The sequence below is a fragment of the Nocardiopsis sp. CNR-923 genome, from assembly GCF_001942255.1.
In the GTDB taxonomy this organism is placed as follows: Bacteria; Actinomycetota; Actinomycetes; order Streptosporangiales; family Streptosporangiaceae; genus Nocardiopsis.
Window position 1 is genome coordinate 24,776 of sequence record NZ_MKKC01000089.1, and the last position, 20,065, is coordinate 44,840.

The following is a 20,065-nucleotide window of genomic DNA, read 5'->3' on the forward strand; positions in this document are numbered from 1 at the left end:
TTTACCCGTGACGACCCCTGTGACACCCACGATCGACCAGCGCATCGCCGACGAGCTCGGCGTCGGCGCGCACCAGGTCACCGCCGCCGTCGGACTCCTCGACGGCGGATCGACCGTGCCCTTCGTCGCCCGATACCGCAAGGAGGCGACCGGCGGGCTGGACGACGCGCAGCTGCGCACACTGGAGGAACGCCTGCGCTACCTCCGCGAGCTGGCCGAACGCCGAACGTCGATCCTGGAGTCGATCCGCTCCCAGGGCAAGTTGGACGAGGAGTTGGAGGCGAGGATCAACGCCGCCGACTCCAAGGCCCGCCTTGAGGACATCTACCTCCCCTACAAGCCCAAGCGTCGCACCAAAGCCCAGATCGCGCGCGAGGCCGGGCTCGAACCGCTGGCCGAGGGGCTGCTGGCCGACCCCTCGCTGGACCCGTGGGAGAGCGCCGCCGCCTATGTCGACGCCGACGGGGGCGTGGCCGACGCCAAGGCCGCCCTGGACGGAGCCCGCGCGATCCTCGTCGAGCGCTTCGCCGAGGACGCCGACCTGACGGGGGTGCTCCGCGAACGGCTGTGGAACCGGGGCCGCCTGGGATCGGCCGTCCGCGAGGGCAAGGAGGAGTCGGGCGCGAAGTTCGCCGACTACTTCGACTTCTCGGAGCCCCTGACCGAACTGCCCTCCCACCGTGTCCTGGCCCTGTACCGGGGCGAGAAGGAGGAGGTGCTCACCCTCACCCTGGAGCCGGAGGAGCCGCCCGCCGAGAGGGCCGACGGAACCACGCCCCGCAGTTCCTACGAGGACGCCATCGCCCACCGCTTCGGCATCGTGGACCGCGGTCGCCCCGCCGACCGCTGGCTCCAGGACACCGTCCGCTGGGCTTGGCGCACGCGCGTCCTGGTCCGTCTGGACATCGATGTGCGCATGCGGCTGTGGCAACGGGCCGAGGACGAGGGCGTGAACGTCTTCGCCGCCAACCTGCGCGATCTGCTCCTGGCCGCCCCCGCCGGATCCCGTCCGACGCTGGGCCTGGACCCGGGCCTGCGCACGGGTGTGAAGGTCGTGGTCGTCGACGGCACGGGCAAGGTCGTGGCGACCGACACGATCTTCCCGCACGCGCCGCGCAAGGACTGGGAGGGCTCCCTGGCCACGCTGGCTCGGCTGAGCGCCGAGCACGGCGTGGAGCTCGTCGCGATCGGCAACGGAACGGCCTCGCGCGAGACCGATCGGCTCGCCGCCGACCTCCTCCGGCGCCACCCCGAGCTCAAGCTGACCAAAGTGATGGTGTCCGAGGCGGGCGCGTCGGTGTACTCGGCCTCCGCCTACGCCTCCGAGGAGCTGCCCGACCTGGACGTGTCCCTGCGTGGCGCGGCCTCCATCGCCCGCCGGCTCCAGGATCCGCTGGCCGAGCTGGTCAAGATCGACCCCAAGTCCATCGGCGTCGGCCAGTACCAGCACGACCTGGCCGAGGCGAAGCTGTCGCGCTCGCTCGACGCGGTCGTCGAGGACTGCGTGAACGGTGTGGGCGTGGACGTCAACACGGCGTCGGTCCCCCTGCTGACCCGGGTGTCGGGCGTGACGTCCACCCTGGCCCGCAACATCGTCGCCCACCGCGACGCCAACGGCCCCTTCAGGACGCGTGGGACACTGCGCTCGGTCCCGCGGATGGGCCCCAAGGCATTCGAGCAGTGCGCGGGCTTCCTCCGTGTGCCCGGCGGCGACGACCCGCTCGACGCCTCGGCCGTGCACCCCGAGGCGTACCCGGTCGTGCGCCGCATCCTGGACCGGGCCGGCACCGATCTGCGGTCGCTGATCGGCGACGGGGAGGCGCTGTCGCGGATCCGGCCCCAGGACTTCGTCGACGACACGTTCGGCCTGCCGACCGTCACCGACATCCTCGCCGAGTTGGACAAGCCCGGCCGAGACCCGCGACCCGCGTTCACGACCGCGACCTTCAAGGAGGGCGTGGAGAAGCTGGACGATCTGGAGCCCGGGATGATCCTGGAGGGCGTGGTGACCAACGTGGCCGCGTTCGGTGCGTTCGTGGACGTGGGCGTGCACCAGGACGGCCTGGTGCACGTGTCGGCGCTGTCGAACCGTTTCGTCGAGGACCCGCGCGACGTGGTCAAGCCTGGCGACGTGGTCCGGGTGAAGGTCCGGGACGTCGACGTCCCGCGCAAGCGCATCTCGCTCACCATGCGCCTGGACGACGAGTCCTCCGGGCGCGCGACGGCCGCGGCGGCAGCGACGAGCGCGGCGGCAGGGACGAGCGCGGCGGCCGCGGTGACCGGCGCGCGGGGCGGCGGCAGGGTCGTGGGGCGGCGGCCGGGGCGGGCAGGACCGAAAGGACGCCCCCTCCGGCGCGATGGCCGACGCCCTGCGCCGTGCCGGTCTGAGTAGGTAGCGTCCCCGCGCCCGACCGGGGCCCGAGGGTCCCGGTCGGGCGCGGTCGCGGGGGCCTCCGAGCCGGGGATCACCGTCGCCGCGCGCTCGCCGTCCACGGGTCCGCCCTCACCCGCGACGACACGGGACGCCACCCGCCCGCAGGTGGCGGACACGGGTCGTCTCCACGCCGTGCGCCGTTCCGTACGGCCCGCGCCGCCGAGGGGCGGGGAGCGTCGGGAGAGCGGGCTCCGGCCACGCGTCAACGGGGGTCGAGGGGCACGCCCCTCCACAGGTCGCGCACGGCCGAGCGATCGGTCGGATGGAGGTCGTCGACCAGGTCCCACACCCTGACCGGGGTCGCCTCGGCCGTCACCGGCGGCCAACCCGGGTCGCCGGAGGCGGCGAAGGCGGCCCAGGCGTCCAGCATCCGCTTGGACAGCGACCGGTGGTCGTCGGTGACCGTGTCGTCCAGCAGGAACCGGGCCATGTCGGTGTCGAGCGTGCCGAACGCGAAGGGCAGGTCGAAGGCGTGGCAGGCGCCGAGCCTGCCGCCCAGCACGGTGGTCTCGGCGGTCAGTCGGAAGAAGTGCGACCGGCCGCCCCCGGCCGCGTGCCCCTCGGCGAAGCGCACCGTGTACTCCGCGAACAGGGCGTCGCCCATGATCTCGTCGTACAACTCGTCCAGGGTGGCCGACGGGTACAGCGCCCGGTAGCCGGCCACCGCGCCCTCGGGCAGCCCCGCCCTGACGGCGGCCCTGGTGAGGGCGGCCTCGTCGGCGATGCCCGCGCCGCCACCCAGCCCGGTGAAGAGCCGGTACTCGTGCGCGTTGTGGCCGATGAGCAGGTCCGTGTCGCGCGCCGATCCCTCGGCGACCGCTCGGAGCGGGGACACTGGCAGTTCCGGGCCGCCGACCACGGGCGCGTAGCAGGTGAGGGCGCCCGGCCGACGCCGCAGGACGTCGTCGGTGGCCGCCAGGAGCCGTTCCGGAGGCTGTTCGGCGAGCGCCTCGGGCTCCAGGGCGCCCCCGCCGCCTCGGCCACGCGCTCGGCGACGGCCAGGGCCGACTCCGCCGACAGCGTGTCGCCCGGGAGACTGTGCACGACGGCTCGGCGGAAGGAACCCCGTGCCAGGGGCGAGGCCATCAGGCACGCCACCGCGCCCGCCCCTGCGGACTCCCCCGCTACCGTGACGTTGCCCGGGTCCCCGCCGAAGGCCGTGATGTTGTCGCGGACCCAGCGCAGGGCGGCGACCTGGTCGAGCAGCGCCCGGTTGTCCGGCCGCCCGGGGACGTGGCCGTAGCCCTCGAACCCGAGGCGGAAGTTGAGGCTCACCACGACGAGCCCGTTCTCGGCCAGCCGGGTGCCGTCGTAGGTCGCCTCCGCGGAGGACCGACGATGTAGGCGCCGCCGTGAATCCACGCCAGGACGGGAGCGCGGTCCCCCTCCCGCGCTCCGGTCCACACGTTGAGCGTCAGGCAGTCCAGCGAGGTCCCGGGCCGCCAGGGGTGGGCGCCGATCATCCCCACGCTCTGGGGCGCCGGGGGTCCGAAGTGCGCGCACTCGCGCACGCCCTCCCACTCCGGCGCGGGCTCGGGCGCGGCGAACCGGTTCGCTCCGAAGGGCGGCGCGGCGTAGGGCAACCCTCGAAAGACGGTGACGTTCCCGTCCGCGGAGCGCGGCGAGGGGATGCCCCGCGCCCGTCCGCCCTCCGTCGTCACGATCCGCTCGACGCCCACCGGTGGCCTCCCGTCAGGTTTGTCGCCCCCTTTCCTAACAACGTCAGGTTCGTCGTGCAAGGGGCGGGCCGGGCACGGCGCCCATCGAGGGGGTGACGTACGCGGGCGATCGCTCCGTGCCATACCATCCGGTCGGTACGTATCCGTGAACGGAGGCCACCATGCGCGCCATCCAGATCACCGAGTTCGGCGGACCCGAGGTCCTCGTGCCCACCGAGCTCCCCGACCCCGAGCCGGGGCCGGACGGGATCCTCGTCGAGGTGTCCCGAGCCGGGATCAACTACGCCGACACCCACCAGGCCGAGAACAGCTACCTCGCCCCCTCCTCCCTGCCGATGGTCCCGGGCGGTGAGATCGTCGGACGCGCCGCCGACGGCCGCCGCGTCGTGGCGGTCCTCGGCGGCGGGGGCTACGCCGAACGCGCCGTGGCCACGCCGGGCACGACCTTCGACGTCCCCGACGGGGTCTCCGACGAGGCCGCGCTCGCGCTCGTCGTCCAGGGCACGACCGCCTGGGTGCTGCTGCGCAGGAGCGTGCGGTTGGACCCGGGCGAGTCCGTGGTCGTGCACGCCGCCGCGGGCGGGGTGGGCACGCTCGCCGTCCAACTCGCCAAGGAGTTCGGCGCCGGCCGGGTCATCGCGGTCGCCAGCAGCCAGGCCAAGCGCGACCTCGCCCTCGATCTGGGCGCCGACGCGTCGTGGACTCCGCCGCCCCCGACATGACCGAGGCGATCGTCGCGGCCAACGGGGGTCGGCGGGTGGACGCGGTCCTCGACATGGCCGGCGGCAGGGTGACCGACGAGAGCATCCGGGCGCTGGCCCCGTTCGGCCGTCTGGCGTTCTACGGAATGGCCTCGCGTGCGGAGCCCACGCCGGTGCAGCCGACCAACCTCATGCGTTTCTCGACCACCGTCGCCGGGATGTGGCTGCCGCACGCCTGGACTCTGCCCGGCGACGTGGTCGGCCAGGCCATGGCGGAGCTGTTCGCGATGGTCGCCGACGGCCGTCTGCGGCCAGTCCTCGGCGGAACCTACCCCCTGTCCGAGGCGCGTCGGGCGCACGAGGACCTGCGCTCGCGCGGCACCGTCGGAAAGCTGACCCTCGACCCGTCCCGCTAGGTGCACCACCCCGCCGCGGTCACCCCCGTTCGGCCAACACCGCTTCGCGGACGGCGGGAGCCACCTCCGCGGCGAACCGGCTCACCTGCGCGACCGGTTCCGCCGCCGGACCGAACACGAACGTGTCCATGCCGTACTCCAGTACCAGCTCGGTCAGCTCGTCCACCCACTGCTCCACGGGCCCCTCCAGGAACCCTCCGGACGAGCCGTCGGTGATACTGCCCCACACGTTGTAGGCCCGCCGGATCGACGCGGGGTCGCGACCCGCCTCAGCGGCGCCCGCGTCGATCCGCGCGTGCATGTCCGCGAGCTGGGCCGGACGGGCGTAGCCGCTGGAGGGCAGCCAGCCGTCGGCCACCCGGCCCAGGGCGCGCAGCAGCCGCGGCCCCAGGACGCCCAGCCAGATCCCGATGTCGTGGGCGGGCGCGGGCCCCGGCCGGACCCCGGACAGCCGGTAGTGCTCGCCCTCGAAGCGCACCGACCGGGCGTCCGACCACAGCAGTCTGATCACCTCGACGGCCTCCAGGAGGGCGTCGGCGGCCTCGCGCGGCGCACGCGCCCGCCCGCCCATCGCCGCCACCGCGTCCCAGAACGCGCCCGCGCCGAGTCCCAGTTCGAAACGGCCGTCGGAGAGCACGTCCAGACTGGCCGCCGCCTTGGCGATGATCGCGGGCGAGCGCAGGGGCAGGTTGGTCACGTCCGGGAAGACCCGCAACCGCTCGGTCCGGGACAGAACGGCGGCCATGAGGGTCCAGGTGTCCAGGTGCGCGCGCTGGTAGGGGTGGTCCTGGATCCCGGCGAACTCCAGTCCGCCGTGTTCGGCCGCGGCCAGGACCGCCCACAGGGTCCTCAGGTCGGCGGGGTCGGCGCTGGGTGTGGGGAAGACGCCGAAGGCGACGTCGCGTCCGTAGTCGGTCATCGCGGTCCCCCTACTCCGCCGGCGCCCGGTGGACCAGGTCCGCGTACTCGCGGTGACGGGCGATCCACTCCTTGACGAACGGGCACAGTGGCAGGACGGACAGCCCCTGGTGGCGGACGTCGTCCAGGGCCTGGCGCAGTGGGGTCCCGCCCAGCCCCTCCCCTCGCGGGAGCGGACGATCTCGGTGTGCGTGAAGGCGACCACGTCACCGGTGCGCACGTACTCGGAAGAGCCCGCGGTCTTCCCGTCGATCCTGAACTCGTAGCGGCGTCGGTCCGGCGCGTCGATCACCTCGGTTGCCATGGAAGCCTCGCTCAGCCGTTCGCGGTCCGGGCCGGTTCGTCCCAGCGCCATTGTCGCGCGTGGCGGCCCCGGGGTCCCCTTGCGGCGCGCCCGCGGGGCGGCGTAGAGTCCCCTCATACATACCGACCAGTCGGTCTAAGGAGAACCAGATGACATCCAGGTTCGGCGGGCGGACCGCCATCGTCACCGGCGCCAGCCGCGGCATCGGCCTGGGGATCGCCCGACGCCTCGTCGACGAGGGCGCGCGGGTGTGCCTGACCGCGCGCGGCGCGGAGGCCCTGGACGAGGCGGTCGAGGCCCTGGGAGGCCCCGACCATGCTGTCGCCGTGCCCGGCAAGGCCGACGACCCGGAGCACCAGGACGCCGCGATCGCCACCGCCATGGAGGCCTTCGGCAGCGTCGACCTGCTGGTCAACAACACCGGCATCAACCCGGTGTTCGGTCGGCTGATCGACCTGGACCCGTCCGCCGCGCGCAAGATGGTCGAGGTCAACGTGCTGTCCGCGCTCGCGTGGGTCCGGTCGGCGCACAAGGCGTGGATGGGCGAGCACGGCGGCGCGGTCGTCAACGTCTCGTCCATCGCCGGGCACCAGCCCGCGCCCGGCATCGGCTTCTACGGCGCCACCAAGGCGATGCTCAGCCACATCACCGCCGATCTTGCCGTGGAACTCGCGCCGGACGTGCGCGTCAACGGGGTGGCTCCCGCGTTGGTCAAGACGCGCTTCGCCTCGGCCCTGTACGAGGGGCGCGAGAAGGAGGCCGCCGCCGCCTACCCGCTAGGCCGCCTCGGCGTCCCCGAGGACGTGGCCGGCGCCGTCGCCTTCCTGCTCTCCGACGACGCCGCCTGGATCACCGGCCGCACGCTCGTCCTGGACGGTGGCGTCACGCTCACCGGAGGTTTCTGACATGAAGCTGAGCGAACGCGGCGCCGTCGTCACGGGGGCGGGCAACGGGATCGGGGCCGCGCTCGCGCGCCGGCTGGCGGGGGCCGGGGCGCGCGTGGTCGTCAACGACCTGGACGCCGCCGCGGCCAGGGCCGTGGCCGACGAAATCGGCGGGGTGGCCGTGCCGGGCGACGCGGCGAGCGAGGAGGGCGTCACGGAGCTCGTCGCCGAGGCGGGCGCCCACCTGGGCGCGATCGACCTCTACGTGGCCAACGCCGGTGTGGGCGTCGGTCCGGACCCGAGACCCCGGAGTTCGACTGGGAACTGTCCTGGCAGGTCAACGTGATGGCGCACGTGCGCGCCGCGCGCGAACTCCTGCCCGGCTGGCTGGAGCGGGGCCAGGGGAGGTTCGTGTCCACCGTCTCGGCGGCGGGACTGCTGACGATGCTCAGCAGCGCGCCCTACTCGGTGACCAAACACGCCGCACTGGCGTTCGGCGAGTGGTTGTCGGCCACCTACGGGGACCGGGGCGTGACCGTGCAGTGCGTTTGCCCGATGGGGGTGCGCACCGCGATGCTGGAGGCCAGCGGGCCGACTGGGAAGGCGCTGATGGACGCGGACGCGATCACCCCCGAGGAGGCCGCCGACGCGGTCATGGCGGGGCTGGCGGACGGACGCTTCCTCATCCTGCCCCACCCGCAGGTCGCCGGGTACTACGCGGCCCGGGCCGCCGACACCGACGGCTGGCTGGCGGGGATGCGGCGCCTGAGGGGGAAGGTCTTCACGGGGAAGGACGGGACGTGACCGAGGAGCTTCCCGGGTTGGACCCGCAGCGGCTGCGGGCGTACCTGGACCGGGCGACGCCCGGGCTGGTCGCGGGCCCGCTGACCGGACGGGTCATCGCGGGCGGCAAGTCCAACCTGACCTACGCCGTCACCGACGGAGCCGGCGTGTGGGTGGTGCGCCGCCCGCCGCTGGGGCACGTGCTGGCGACCGCGCACGACATGGCGCGCGAGTACCGCGTGATGACGGCGCTGCGCGACACCCCCGTCCCCGTCCCGCGCACGTACACCCTGTGCGAGGACCCCGACGTGCTCGGGGCGCCGTTCTACGTCATGGAGCACGTGGCGGGCACTCCGTTCCGCACCCGCGACGAGATCGCGGTGCTGGGCGCCGAGCGGACCCGCGCCGCGGCGGAGTCGCTCGTGGCCACACTGGGCGAACTGCACGCGGTGGTGCCCGCGGAGGTCGGGCTCGGCGGCTTCGGCCGCCCCTCCGGTTTCCTGGAACGCCAGGTGCGGCGGTGGCACAAGCAGCTCGACGCCTCGCGCAGCCGGGACGTCCCCGGGATCGACGAACTGCACGAGCGTCTGGCGCGGACGGTCCCCGAGCAGTCGGCGCCCGCGATCGTGCACGGCGACTACCGGCTCGACAACGTCCTCATCACCCCCGAGGGCGATCTCACGGCCGTCCTGGACTGGGAGATGGCCACCCTCGGGGACCCGCTCGTGGACCTGGGGCTGATGCTCGTCTACCGGGAGCAGCCCGACGGCCTGGTCGGCGACTCCGCTCCCGCGACCTCCGCCGAGGGGTTCCCCTCCTCGACCGAACTGGTGGAGCTGTACAGGGCGGCCACCGGTCGCGACGTGTCCCAGCTCGCCTGGTACGTGGCCTTCGGCTGCTTCAAGCTCGCGGTGATCGCCGAGGGCATCCACCTTCGGCACAGCCGCGGCCTCACCGTCGGAGCGGGCTTCGACCGGATCGGCGCGATGGTCGCGCCGCTGGTCGAGCGCGCCCACGCCACCCTGAAGGAGCGATGATGGACTTCACCTTCGACGAGGAGACCGAGCTGCTGCGCACGCGGCTGCTGGCCTTCATGGACGACCACGTCTACCCGGCCGAGTCGGTGTTGGAGGCCCAACTGGCCGAACGCGACGACCCGTGGTCCACCGCGCCGGTCGTGCGGGAACTCCAGGAGAGGGCCCGCGAGCAGGGCCTGTGGAACCTCTTCCTGGCGGGCCACCCCGAGCACGGCGGCGTCCCCAATCTCACCTACGCGCCGCTGGCCGAGATCACCGGACGCAGCCCCCGGCTGGCCCCCGCCGCGCTCAACTGCGCCGCGCCGGACACCGGGAACATGGAGGTGCTGGCGATGTTCGGCACCCAGGAGCAGAAGCGGCGGTGGCTGGAGCCCCTGCTGGAGGCGCGCATCCGGTCGGCCTTCGCGATGACCGAACCCGACGTGGCCTCCTCCGACGCCACCAACATCGCCACCACGATCACCCGCGACGGCGACTCCTACGTGGTCAACGGCCGCAAGTGGTACATCACGGGGGCGCTCAACCCGGACTGCGCGGTCCTCATCGTGATGGGCAAGACCGATCCGGACGCCGAGCGGCACCGGCAGCAGAGCATGGTGCTCGTGCCGCGCGACGCCCCGGGCGTGACCGTCCTGCGGGGCATGAGCGTGTACGGGTACGACGACAACGACCACGGAGGCCACGCCGAGGTGGTCTTCGAGGACGTGCGCGTGCCCGCCGACCACCTCATCGGCGATGAGGGAGACGGGTTCGCGATCGCCCAGGCCCGCCTGGGTCCCGGGCGGATCCACCACTGCATGCGCGCCATCGGTATGGCGGAGCGGGCCCTGGAACTGACCTGCCGGCGGGTGCTGGACCGCGTCGCGTTCGGGCGTCCCCTGGCGGACCAGGGGGTGGTACGGGAGTGGATCGCCGAGGCGCGGGTCAGGATCGAACAGCTGCGGCTGCTGGTGCTCAAGACCGCCTACCTCATGGACACCGTGGGCAACCGGGGCGCCCACACCGAGATCCAGGCGATCAAGATCGCCACGCCGCGCACGGTGGAGTGGATCCTGGACCGGGCCGTCCAGGCGCACGGGGCGGCGGGGGTCAGCCAGGACCTTCCGTTGGCCGCGTGGACGGCGGGCATCCGGACGCTGCGGCTCGCGGACGGTCCGGACGAGGTGCACCTGCGGTCGCTGGCCCGCGCGGAGCTGGCGCGGTACCGGTAGACGTTCCGCCTCGGTCCCGCGCTCCACCGGGGACCGTGCCCGGGCGCGGTCCGGTCCCCGGTGCCGCGCCCTCCGTCAGTCCTTCGGACGCAGTCCGCTGATGAGCAGCTCGGCGAAGTGGCGCCCGACGTCCTCGCCGGACAGGGCGCCGTCCTTGCGGTACCAGGTGCCCAGGTGGTGCACGGACCCGAAGAAGTAGTCCACCACCAGGTCGGCGGGCACGTCGTCGCGGAAGGCCCCCTCGTCCTGGCCCTGCTGGACCAGGTCGCGGAACAGCTCGTGGTAGCGCCTGCGCTCCGCGCGCACGGTGCGCTGTTTGTCCTGGTCCAACAGGTGCATCGAGCGGAAGAAGATGACGGTGTCGTCCAGGTTGGCGACGCTGGTGACGATCACGTCGGCGGCCGCCTCGCGGACGCGCTCGGTGACGGGGGCGTCCTGGGCGGCGATCCGGACCAGATGCTCGGTCTGCATCCGCAGCACGCGCGCGTAGACCTCGTAGAGCAGGTCGTCCTTGGAGCCGAAGTAGTGGTACATCGCGCCCTTGGTGACCCCGGCCGCCGAGACGATCTCCTGCACGGAGGTCCCCTCGAAGCCCCGCTGGGCGAACAGCCGCGTCGCGGCTCCGAGCAGCCGTTCGGGCACGGCTCCGCGTTCGGGTGCGGCCCCGCCGTCCGGTCCGATCAATCGCTGTCCTCGCGCCATGTCCAGCCTCACCTCGCGCCCTCGGGGCGCTTCGCCATCGACCAGGAAAGCATACCGACCGGCTGGTACCCAGTGCACGTGCCGACGCACGGTCCTTCGGCGTCATCGGCGCAGGACGCGGCGCGCGGGCGTACTCGCCCGCGGCCCCGTCGGCGAGGCTGGACCCGCTGCGGACCGACACGGCCGCGCGCGGCGGGCGATAGGCTGACCGGCATGTCGGAGAACGCACGGGAGGAGCAGGAGTTCAGGGCCGACTTCGTCCGACGCTTCTCCGAGTTCTGGCAGTCCCAGGGCCGTCCCCGCGCCGAGGGGCGCATCGTCGGCTTCCTGCTGGTCGCCGACCGCGAGGCGGTCACCGCCGACGAGATCGTCGAGGGCGCCCAGGTCAGCCGCGGGTCGGTCTCGCAGTCCGTGCGCCGCCTGGTGGACCTGGGCTTCGTGACCCTCAGGGAGGCGCCCGACCGGCGTTCCCGCCTGGTGAGCATGGACGAGGACGTCTGGGGCGGGTTCCTGCGCAACGAACGCGACTACCTGAGGCAGCAGCGCGAACTGGCCCGGTCGGCGCTCGACCGGCTACCGGGGTTGAGCCCCCCGTCCCGCACCCGCCTGCGCAACATGTACGACTACATGACCTGGCTGGACGGCTACCACGACACCCTCCTGGCGCACTGGGAGGAGTACAAGGCCCGGCGCGACCGCTGAGCCCGGTCTCCGCGTCCCACCTCAGGACCGTTCGTGCGGAATGACCAGCGGAGTTCTGGTGCGGGGGTCGGGCACCACGTCGCAGGCCAGCCCGAAGCGTCCGCCACCAGCCGCGCGGTCACCACGTCCTCGGGAGCGCCGTCGGCGACCACGCGGCCGCCCGCCATCATCACCAGCCGGGTGGCGAACCGGGAGGCCTGCGCCAGGTCGTGCAGGACCGCGACGATCGTGCGCCCGCGCCGGTGCAGGTCGGCGAACAGCTCCAGCAACTCGTACTGGTGCGCGATGTCCAGGTAGGTGGTCGGCTCGTCCAGCAGCAGGACACCGGTGTCCTGGGCGAGCACCATCGCCACCCACGCGCGCTGGCGCTGGCCTCCGGACAGCGAACCCACCAGCGTGTCGCCGAGGTCCGTCATCCCCGTGAGCTCCAGCGCCCCGTCGACCGCCTCCTCGTCGCGCGGGCTCCACTGCCGCAGCAGCGTGTGGTGCGGGTACCGTCCGCGCGCGGCCAGCGCACGGACGGTGATGCCCTCCGGGGCGATGGGGCCCTGCGGCAGCAGGGCCATGCGCCTGGCGACCGCCTTGGCCCGCTGGGCCCGGACGTCGCGGCCGTGCAGCAGCACCCGGCCCGAGACCGGCCTGTTCACCCGGCCCAGTGCCTTGAGCAGGGTGGACTTGCCGCAGCCGTTGGGGCCGACGATAACGGTGAACTCCCCCTCGGCCACCTCCAGATCGAGGTCGCGCACGACCGGGTCGGCACCGTACCCCAGGGTCAGGCCCTCCGCGGTGAGCACCGCGCCGTCGGCCTCGCTCACAAGACTCCCCTTCGCCACTCTCGAACCAACAGGTAGCCCATGTACACGCCGCCCAGCGCCATGATCAGGACGCCGACCGGCAGCCCCTCAGCCGCCGGGACCTGCTGCACGACCAGGTCCGCCGCGACCAGGAGGAGCGCCCCGACCAGGGCGGACACCGCCAGGTTCGGCCCGGGGACCCCGGTCGTCCGGCGCGCGATCTGCGGTGCGGTCAGCGACACGAACGCGATCGGTCCCGCGACGCGACGGCGGCGGCCGACAGCACCACCGACAGCACGATGGCCGCCGTACGGGTGCGCCCGGCCCGCGCGCCCAGGGAGTCGGCCAGCTCGTCGCCCATCTCGTTGACCGCGACCGGACCGGCCAGGGCCATGGCGAACGGGACGGCTGCGGCCAGCGCGAGCCAGATGGTCGCCGCGTGTTCCCACGACCGCGCCCCGAGACTGCCGTAGATGTAGGCGGACAGGACGGCGGCCTCGTTCCTGGCCAGCACGGCGACGACGTACTGGGTGATGGCGTGCGCCATGGCGGCCACACCGATGCCCGCGACGATGAGTCGTCCGGGGTGGCGCAGCCCGGTACCGGTGGCCAGGGCCACGAGGACCATGGCCAGCGCCGATCCGGCCAGCGCCCCCAGGGGGACGGACACGGCGCCGGGCAGCAGCAGCGCGGCGATCGCCGCTCCGGCCCCGGCTCCGGCGCCCAACCCGATCACGTCGGGGCTGCCCAGCGGGTTTCGGGTCACCGACTGGAACAGGGCGCCCGCCGTGCCCAGGGCGGCGCCGACGCCCAGGGCGACGGTCAGTCGGGGGCCGCGCAGCCGTTCGAGCACGAAGGTCTCCGCGGCCTCCCCCGAGCCGGCGGCGACGGCGGGCAGGCGGCCGAGGGGGATGCCCAGGCGGCCCAGCGTGAGCGTGAGCGCCGCGATCCCCACCACGAGGAGGACGTAGAGGCCGGCCCACAGCAGGGCACGCGAGTGGAGGGGCAGGGCGATCACCCGCCCCACTCTCAACACGGGGCCCTCCCGACGGCCCGATGCCCGGCTCATGTCGTCCCCCGCATCCGGCGCACCGCATACAGGAGCACGGGTGCCCCGACGAATGCGGTGACCACGCCGACCATGAGCTCGATCGGCCGGGCGACCGTGCGGGCGACGACGTCGGCGAGCAGCAGCACGGTGGGGCCGACGAGCAGGGCGAACGGCACCTGCAGTCGGAAGTCCACACCGACCAGGGCGCGGACGACGTGCGGGACGGCCAGGCCCACGAAACCGACCGGTCCCACGGCGGCGGTCGCGGCTGCCGCCAGGACGATCGCCGCGAGGAGCGCGCCGGCGCGCACGGCGGCGGTGTTGGCCCCGGTGGACACGGCCGCCTCCTCTCCGAGGGCCAGGGCGTTGAGCCCTCCGGCCGCGAGCAGGGCGACGACGGTGGCGGCGGCGATGACGGGCAGCACCGCCAGGGAGACGTCGAGGTCCCGTCCCGCCAGCGAGCCGACGACCCAGTAGCGGTAGGTGTCGAAGACCTCGGGCATGTTCAGTGAGACCGCCTGGACGTAGGCGGTCAGGACGGCGGAGACCACCGCTCCGGCGAGGACGAGGCGGGCCGTCCCGCCGTCGCCGCCCCGGGTGCCGACCGCGTGGGCGGTCAGTCCGGCCGCGAGCGCACCGGGCAGCGCCCACCACAGTGCCCCGGCGGTCGTGGTGGGTCCGAACAGGGCGGTGGCGGTGACCACAGCCGCCGCCGCACCGGCGTTGACGCCGAGCAGGCCGGGGTCGGCGAGCGGGTTGCGGGTCACGCCCTGCATGAGGGTGCCCGCCAGGGCCAGGGCGGCCCCGCAGAGCGCGCCCACGACGGTCCGTGCCAGGCGGCTCTCCACCACGGCTGTGGTGAAGGCGTCCGCCTCACCGGTCAGGACCGCCCACAGGTCGCGGGCGGTGTGGGCCGCCCGCCGAGCGCGAGGCTCAGGACGACCGCCCCGGTCAGGGCCGCGGCGCCGGCGCGAGCGCGGCGGTGGTGCGGGCGGGACCTCCGGGGCGGTGCCGGAAGTTCTGCACGATCGTGGCGTCAGGGGGTCGCGCCGTCGATGTTCTCCGCGGCCTCCTGGATCAGGGGCACGTAGCGGTCGATCACCCAGGGGACGGTGAGCGGGTTGATGATCGAGGACGCGGTGACGAAGGAGGTGTCGTCGCTGGCGACCACGGAGCCGCGCTCGACTGCGGGGATCGCCGCGTACAGGTCCTGCGCCTCGATCTCGGCGCGGGTCTCGGGATCGGTGTAGAAGGTGAAGATCAGGTCGCTGTCGCCGAGCTGGTCGGCGTTCTCCAGGCCGATGACCGCCGAGTCGGTGCCCTCGGTCTCGGGGAAGGTCGCCACGACCGGGTCGACGGTCAGCCCCATGTTGTCGACCATGGCCACGCGCTGCTCGGTGGGCATGAACACGCCCAGGGTTCCGGGGCCGTCGGTGTAGACGTAGGAGAAGACGAGGTCCCCGAACTCGGGGTGCTCCTCGGTGACCGCGGCGAAGCGGCCCTCGATGTCCTCGATCAGGCCGGCGGCCTCGTCGGGTCGGCCCAGCGCGGTGGCGACGACCTCGATCTGCTCGTCCCACTCGGCGTTCCACGCCTCCTCGGCGTAGGCGACCGTGGGCGCGATGTCAGTGAGGACGTCGTACTGCTCCTGGGTGATCCCGGACCAGGGGGCGAGGATGACGTCGGGCTCCAGTTCGATGACGGCCTCGAAGTCGATGTCGTCGGCCCCGGCGAACTGGGTGGGCAGCTCGTCGCCCGCCTCGGTGACGGCCTCGTGGATCCACGGCAGGTAGCCGGTGTCGTCGCTGCCCCACTCATAGCCCTCGATGCCGACCGGGGTGACGCCGAGGGCGATCGCGGTCTCGGCGGAGCCCTGGCCGAGGGTGACCACGCGCTCGGGCCGCTCGGGGATCTCCGCCGTGCCGAGGGCGTGGTCGATGGTGACGGGGAAGGCGCCGTCGGCCGAGGCGGAGTCGCCCCCGTCCTGCTCCGAAGGTGCGGCGCCACAGGCGGCCAGGCCCAGGGCCAGGAGTGCGGTCGATCCGAGAGCGCCGAGACGGCGCAGGGTGAGGTCCATGCTGACGCTGCTTTCTTCGTGACGGGGGAGGTCGCCTCGTGTCGGAAGGGCCGCGCGGGGGTGGGAGCCCCTGAGGCGACACGGGGGGACGGACCAGGACAAACCTGACGACAACCAAGGTAAGTCTAACCTCACCTCCCGGTGAGTTCAAAAATTCTGAATCCCACGGAGGGGCCCGCGCCCACCCGGCGGCGCGAGATTCCCGCCAGGACAGCCCCCAGCGCACTCCGCGACGACGGCGAACGTGCCGAGGGTCACACTCGGCGGCCGGCGAACCCGACGCGATTGCGTGGATATCAGATATCTGATTATAGTCAGGATGCTTCATCTTGATCGATATCAGTGATCCATGCCCGTGGAACCTCGCAAGGAGTCGTCATCGTGTCCGGACCCCCAACCGCGCAGGCGACGGGAATCGGTCGGTCCTGGCTGCCGCTGGTCCTGGTGTGCGTCGCCGCGGCGCTCCTGCCCGCGGCCCTGACCGGATCGTCGGTCGCCCTCCCCGACATCGGCACCGACCTGGAGACGGACCTCGCTCCGTTGCAGTGGGTCGTGCACGCCTACAACGTGATGTTCGCCAGCTTCATGCTGGCCAGCGGCGGCCTGGCGGACCTGTTCGGCCGCCGCCTGGTGTTCGCCCTCGGACTCTCCCTCTTCGCACTGTCCTCCCTGGCCAGCGGACTGACCAGCGACATCGTCCTGCTCGACGTCCTGCGCGGCGCCTCCGGCGCGGGCGCGGCCGCGGTGATGACCGCCGGTTCCGCCCTGCTCGCCCAGGTCTTCACCGACCCCGCCGTCAGGGCCCGCGCCTTCAGCATGCTCGGCGCCTCCTTCGGGACGGGGCTGGCGCTCGGCCCCTCGACCGCCGGACTGCTGGTCGGCGCGTTCGGCTGGCGCGGGGTGTTCATCGCGCAGGCGGTCATCGCCGGTGTCGTCCTGCTGGGCGTGGCCAGGCTCCCCGAGTCCAGGGACCCCGACGCCACCCGCGTCGACTGGTGGGGCGCGACCACCTTCACCAGCAGCCTGTTCCTGCTGACGCTCAGCGTGGTGGAGGGGCCACAGCGCGGGTGGGGCGACCCGGTCGTGCTCGGCGGCTTCGCCCTCGCGGCGGTGCTCATGGTCGCGTTCGCGGCGGCCGAACGGGTGCAGCGGCGCCCCATGTTCGAGCTCTCCCTGCTGGGCAACCCCCGCTTCATCGCGGTGTGCCTGGTGCCGGTACTGCTGGCCTTCGGCTTCGTGTGCCTGCTGGTCTTCCTGCCCTCCTACTTCATCGGCGTCAACGGAATGTCCCCGCAGGGCTCAGGCCTGACGATGATGCTGCTGACCGTCCCGGTCATGGCGCTCCCGCTGTTCGCGGGCCAGATGCTGCGCCACATCCCCATCGGCTGGCTGCTCGGCCTGAGCATGCTCCTCATCGGGCTCGGCGCGGCCTGGCTCACCACCCTCGGCCCCGAGACCACACTGATCGGGCTGCTCGGCCCGCTCACGGTCATCGGCTCCGGAGTCGGCATCTCCTTCGGCATCATCGACGGCGCCGCGGTCGGCTCCGTCGAACCCGCCCGTGCGGGCATGGCCGCGGGGATGTTCAACACCATGCGCCTGGCCAGCGAGGCGATCGCGGTCGCCGGCATGGGCGCCCTCCTGGTCAGCCTGACCCAGACCAACCTCGCCGAACGGCTGCCCTCCGCGACCTCCGGCCCGACGCCCGACATCGGCGCCCTGGCCAACCAGGTCGCCCAGGGCGACCTCGCCGGAGCGGCCGGTTCGGTCACCGGCGACCAGACCGGGGTGTTCGCCGTCATGGCCGCCTCCTACACCGACGCCTTCCAGCTCACACTGTGGATCCTGGCCGCGGTCTGCCTGGCGGGCGCGCCCTTCGTCATCGGCCTGCTGCGCGAGCCCCGGTCCCCGGCGGAGGAGGTCTCACCCACGACCGCCGACACCGACCGGACCCCAGTCGCGGACTCCGACACGACCGTCCCCGCGCCGCGCACCGAACCCGCCGAAGACGCGCGCTGAAGACCCGCGGGCCCGGACCCGCGCCCGCTCAACCCCCGTCCTTTCCGGGACGACGCAGTTCTCACCAGGAAGAGGAAAGCCATCATGCGACGGATCAACAGGGCGATCTTCGCGTCCGCGACCGCCCTCGGGCTGGTCGCCGCGCCCGCCGCCGGCTCAGCGCTCGCAGAACCCGACACCTCGGCCCGGGGCGGCGGGGACGTCATCCAGCTTCCCGTGACCTTCGAGGTGGACAACGTCAACCGGTCGGCCGTGCAGTGCAACACCGACGGCGGGACCTACGAGGTGGCCGGTCACCTGACCGCGCCGGCCGACGCCTTCCGCGGCCGTCCCCGCGACCTCACGGTCACCATGTACCAGCACGGCATCGCCGGCGGCGAGTGGTACTGGAACATGGACCTGGAGGGCTACAACCACGTCGAGGAGATGGCCGAGCGCGGCCACGTCTCCGTCAGCGTCGACCGGATCGGCTACGACGCCAGCGGCGTCCCGAACGGCTACGACACCTGTATCGGCGCCCAGGCCGACATCACCAACCAGATCGTCGAGCAGCTGCGCGAGGGCGACTACGAGCTCGACCGCTCGGCCGACCGGGGCGCCATCCCGGGCCGCCGCACTCCCGAGTTCGACAAGGTCGTCCTCGCCGGTCAGTCCAACGGCGGTCTGATCGTCAACATCGCCGCGATCTCGTTCGGCAACGTGGACGGCCTGTCCGTGCACGGCTGGGGCGACCTCGGCTTCACCCCCGAGGCCGACGAGCGCTTCATCGCCGCGACCGGCGGCTGCCTCCAGCGGATGAGCCCCGCTGTGGAGGACCCCCGCCCCGAGCTGCCCGAGGGCTACAACTACTACGACAACGGCACCGAGGAGTTCCTGACCGGCAACTTCGCCGACGCCACCCCGGAGATGCTGGAGGCGGTCACCCCGCTCCAGAACGCGCACCCGTGCAACGACATGTCCACCATCACCTCGGCGATCTACGTCGACCTGATGCGCATGGACGAGATCGACGTCCCGGTGCACGTCGTCTTCGGTGAGGAGGACGCCCGTATCCGGGACGTCCAGCTGCAGGCCGACCTGTACAGCGGATCGCCCGACGTCCGCACCCTGATGGTGCCGGACGCCGGTCACTACATGGGCCTGGAGCGCAACGCCGAGACGGTCTTCGAGGACATGGACGCGTGGCTGACCGAGTCCGTCGGCTGACGGCGCTCGTCTTGGGCCGCCGCTTGGCTCCGGGCCGGGTGCGGGCGCGAACAACCGGGGGTTCCGCGCCTCGGCGGCGCCCGTACGAAACCCCCCGGGGCGACCGTTCCACGTGTCGAAGCCGGATCTGACGGGGCCGACTCCCACGGGGGTCGGCCCCCTTCGCCGTGCGGGCGGATGTGCCAGGGTGGGGCCAGGCGCCGTCGTGGCGGGCACGGCGGCCGAGGGGAGGAACCATGTGTCTGCGCGGAACCGGTGAGACCGTCCGGTCCCGGAGCGGGGAGGCGGTCGCGGCCGAGCCCCCGAGCGCTCCAGCGGCTCCCCGCCCCTGGCCGTCCGGCCACCGACGGATCGCCGACCTCAGCCATGTGGTGTCGCCGTCAATGCCCAGCTTCGACGACGACAAGCCCCGCAGGGAGCCGACCGGGCCAGCCCAGGCCGACGGCGCGTTCGGGTTCTGGTTGCAGCGCTGGTCGCTGACCGAGCACACCGGCACCCACCTGGACGCGCCGGCGCACGTGATCGGGGGCGGCAGGACCGTCCCGGAGATAGCGCCGCACGAACTGGTCGTCCCCGCCGCGGTCATCGACGTCCGGGCGAGGGCGGCCGAGGATCCCGACACCGTGGTCACGGTGGACGACGTGCTGGCCTTCGAACGGGTCCACGGGCCGATCCCGGCCGGTGCCGCGGTGCTGATGAACTCCGGATGGGACGCGCGCTGGCCGGAGGGCGACGAGGCCGTGCGCGGCGTGGGCGGGGACGGCGCCTGGCACTTCCCCGGCTTCGGGCCACAGGCCTGCGAGTACCTCGTGTCGCGGCGCGGTGTGGCCGGGGTGGGGGTGGACACCCTGAGCACCGACCCGGGGTCGACGACGGAGTACCCCGCGCACGAGGTGATCGGGAGGGCGGACCGGTGGGGGCTGGAGTGCCTGCGGGGACTGGACCAGCTGCCGCCGACCGGCGCGACCCTCGTGGTCGGCGTGTTCCCGGGGGAGGACGCCTCCGGCGGCCCGTGCCGGGTCCTGGCGTTGTGGTGACTCAGGCGGGCTTCTCCTCCGGTCCCTCGTCGAGCTGGCTCCGCGGCACGATCGTCGGGTTGACGTTGTCGATCACCGTCTCCCGCGTGATGATCACCTGACCCACATCC

General features: G+C 73.0%; 11 protein-coding genes and 7 pseudogenes. 10 read left to right on the forward strand and 8 right to left on the reverse strand.

The window, feature by feature from the left end:
- Nucleotides 1-19 precede the first annotated feature (19 nt).
- A pseudogene (locus BJF83_RS15325) lies at nucleotides 20-2,396 on the forward strand (Tex family protein).
- A gap of 240 nt (nucleotides 2,397-2,636) precedes the next feature.
- On the opposite strand, the pseudogene BJF83_RS15330 reads toward BJF83_RS15325, so the two are convergent.
- Nucleotides 2,637-4,113, reverse strand: a pseudogene (locus BJF83_RS15330) (carboxylesterase/lipase family protein).
- Between the two features lie 161 nt (nucleotides 4,114-4,274).
- On the opposite strand from BJF83_RS15330, the pseudogene BJF83_RS15335 reads away from it, so the two are divergent.
- Nucleotides 4,275-5,230, forward strand: a pseudogene (locus BJF83_RS15335) (zinc-binding alcohol dehydrogenase family protein).
- A 19-nt stretch (nucleotides 5,231-5,249) separates the two neighbouring features.
- Here the strand turns inward: BJF83_RS15335 and BJF83_RS15340 are convergent.
- Complete coding sequence (locus BJF83_RS15340; protein WP_075926831.1) at nucleotides 5,250-6,149, reverse strand: LLM class flavin-dependent oxidoreductase; 900 nt, start codon at nucleotides 6,147-6,149, stop codon at nucleotides 5,250-5,252.
- 10 nt (nucleotides 6,150-6,159) lie between these two features.
- Nucleotides 6,160-6,303, reverse strand: coding sequence for an N-acetyltransferase (locus tag BJF83_RS30580; RefSeq protein ID WP_316042288.1), 144 nt, complete (start codon nucleotides 6,301-6,303; stop codon nucleotides 6,160-6,162).
- A gap of 298 nt (nucleotides 6,304-6,601) precedes the next feature.
- On the opposite strand from BJF83_RS30580, the gene BJF83_RS15350 reads away from it, so the two are divergent.
- From BJF83_RS15350 to BJF83_RS15365, 4 genes and pseudogenes are all read left to right on the forward strand, one after another.
- Nucleotides 6,602-7,357 carry an SDR family oxidoreductase gene (locus BJF83_RS15350; RefSeq protein ID WP_075926832.1) on the forward strand — a complete coding sequence of 252 codons (756 nt, stop codon included), beginning with the start codon at nucleotides 6,602-6,604 and terminating at the stop codon, nucleotides 7,355-7,357.
- 1 nt (nucleotide 7,358) lies between these two features.
- Nucleotides 7,359-8,140 (forward strand): annotated as a pseudogene (locus tag BJF83_RS15355) (SDR family oxidoreductase).
- Entirely contained in the window at nucleotides 8,137-9,156 is a 1,020-nt protein-coding gene (locus BJF83_RS15360) for a phosphotransferase family protein (RefSeq protein ID WP_075926833.1), read from the forward strand. The pseudogene BJF83_RS15355 and the gene BJF83_RS15360 overlap by 4 nt, the downstream one beginning before the upstream one ends.
- The gene (locus BJF83_RS15365; RefSeq protein ID WP_075926834.1) at nucleotides 9,156-10,367 is read left to right on the forward strand and encodes an acyl-CoA dehydrogenase family protein; all 1,212 of its coding nucleotides are present in this window, start codon (nucleotides 9,156-9,158) and stop codon (nucleotides 10,365-10,367) included. Before BJF83_RS15360 ends, BJF83_RS15365 begins: the two co-directional genes overlap by 1 nt.
- Nucleotides 10,368-10,442: 75 nt before the next feature.
- Here the strand turns inward: BJF83_RS15365 and BJF83_RS15370 are convergent, their stop codons facing one another.
- A complete protein-coding gene (locus tag BJF83_RS15370) occupies nucleotides 10,443-11,069 on the reverse strand; it encodes a TetR/AcrR family transcriptional regulator (RefSeq protein WP_075926841.1) in 627 nt (208 codons plus the stop codon).
- Between the two features lie 213 nt (nucleotides 11,070-11,282).
- Between BJF83_RS15370 and BJF83_RS15375 the strand changes: the two genes are divergently transcribed.
- Nucleotides 11,283-11,771, forward strand: coding sequence for a GbsR/MarR family transcriptional regulator (locus tag BJF83_RS15375; RefSeq protein ID WP_075926835.1), 489 nt, complete (start codon nucleotides 11,283-11,285; stop codon nucleotides 11,769-11,771).
- Between the two features lie 21 nt (nucleotides 11,772-11,792).
- On the opposite strand, the pseudogene BJF83_RS15380 reads toward BJF83_RS15375, so the two are convergent.
- From BJF83_RS15380 to BJF83_RS15395, 4 genes and pseudogenes are all read right to left on the reverse strand, one after another.
- Nucleotides 11,793-12,586, reverse strand: a pseudogene (locus BJF83_RS15380) (ABC transporter ATP-binding protein).
- Nucleotides 12,583-13,634 (reverse strand): annotated as a pseudogene (locus BJF83_RS15385) (FecCD family ABC transporter permease). Before BJF83_RS15385 ends, BJF83_RS15380 begins: the two co-directional pseudogenes overlap by 4 nt.
- A pseudogene (locus BJF83_RS15390) lies at nucleotides 13,631-14,571 on the reverse strand (FecCD family ABC transporter permease). The pseudogenes BJF83_RS15385 and BJF83_RS15390 overlap by 4 nt, the downstream one beginning before the upstream one ends.
- 81 nt (nucleotides 14,572-14,652) lie before the next feature.
- Nucleotides 14,653-15,693, reverse strand: a complete 1,041-nt coding sequence (locus BJF83_RS15395) for an iron-siderophore ABC transporter substrate-binding protein (protein WP_075926836.1) — start codon at nucleotides 15,691-15,693, stop codon at nucleotides 14,653-14,655.
- A gap of 381 nt (nucleotides 15,694-16,074) precedes the next feature.
- On the opposite strand from BJF83_RS15395, the gene BJF83_RS15400 reads away from it, so the two are divergent.
- The 3 genes from BJF83_RS15400 to BJF83_RS15410 all read left to right on the forward strand — a co-directional run bounded on the left by BJF83_RS15400 (nucleotide 16,075) and on the right by BJF83_RS15410 (nucleotide 19,955).
- Nucleotides 16,075-17,712 carry an MFS transporter gene (locus BJF83_RS15400; RefSeq protein ID WP_075926837.1) on the forward strand — a complete coding sequence of 546 codons (1,638 nt, stop codon included), beginning with the start codon at nucleotides 16,075-16,077 and terminating at the stop codon, nucleotides 17,710-17,712.
- A gap of 84 nt (nucleotides 17,713-17,796) precedes the next feature.
- Nucleotides 17,797-18,918, forward strand: a complete 1,122-nt coding sequence (locus tag BJF83_RS15405) for an alpha/beta hydrolase (RefSeq protein WP_075926838.1) — start codon at nucleotides 17,797-17,799, stop codon at nucleotides 18,916-18,918.
- A 236-nt stretch (nucleotides 18,919-19,154) separates the two neighbouring features.
- Complete coding sequence (locus tag BJF83_RS15410) at nucleotides 19,155-19,955, forward strand: cyclase family protein (RefSeq protein ID WP_075926839.1); 801 nt, start codon at nucleotides 19,155-19,157, stop codon at nucleotides 19,953-19,955.
- Nucleotides 19,956-20,065: the final 110 nt, after the last annotated feature.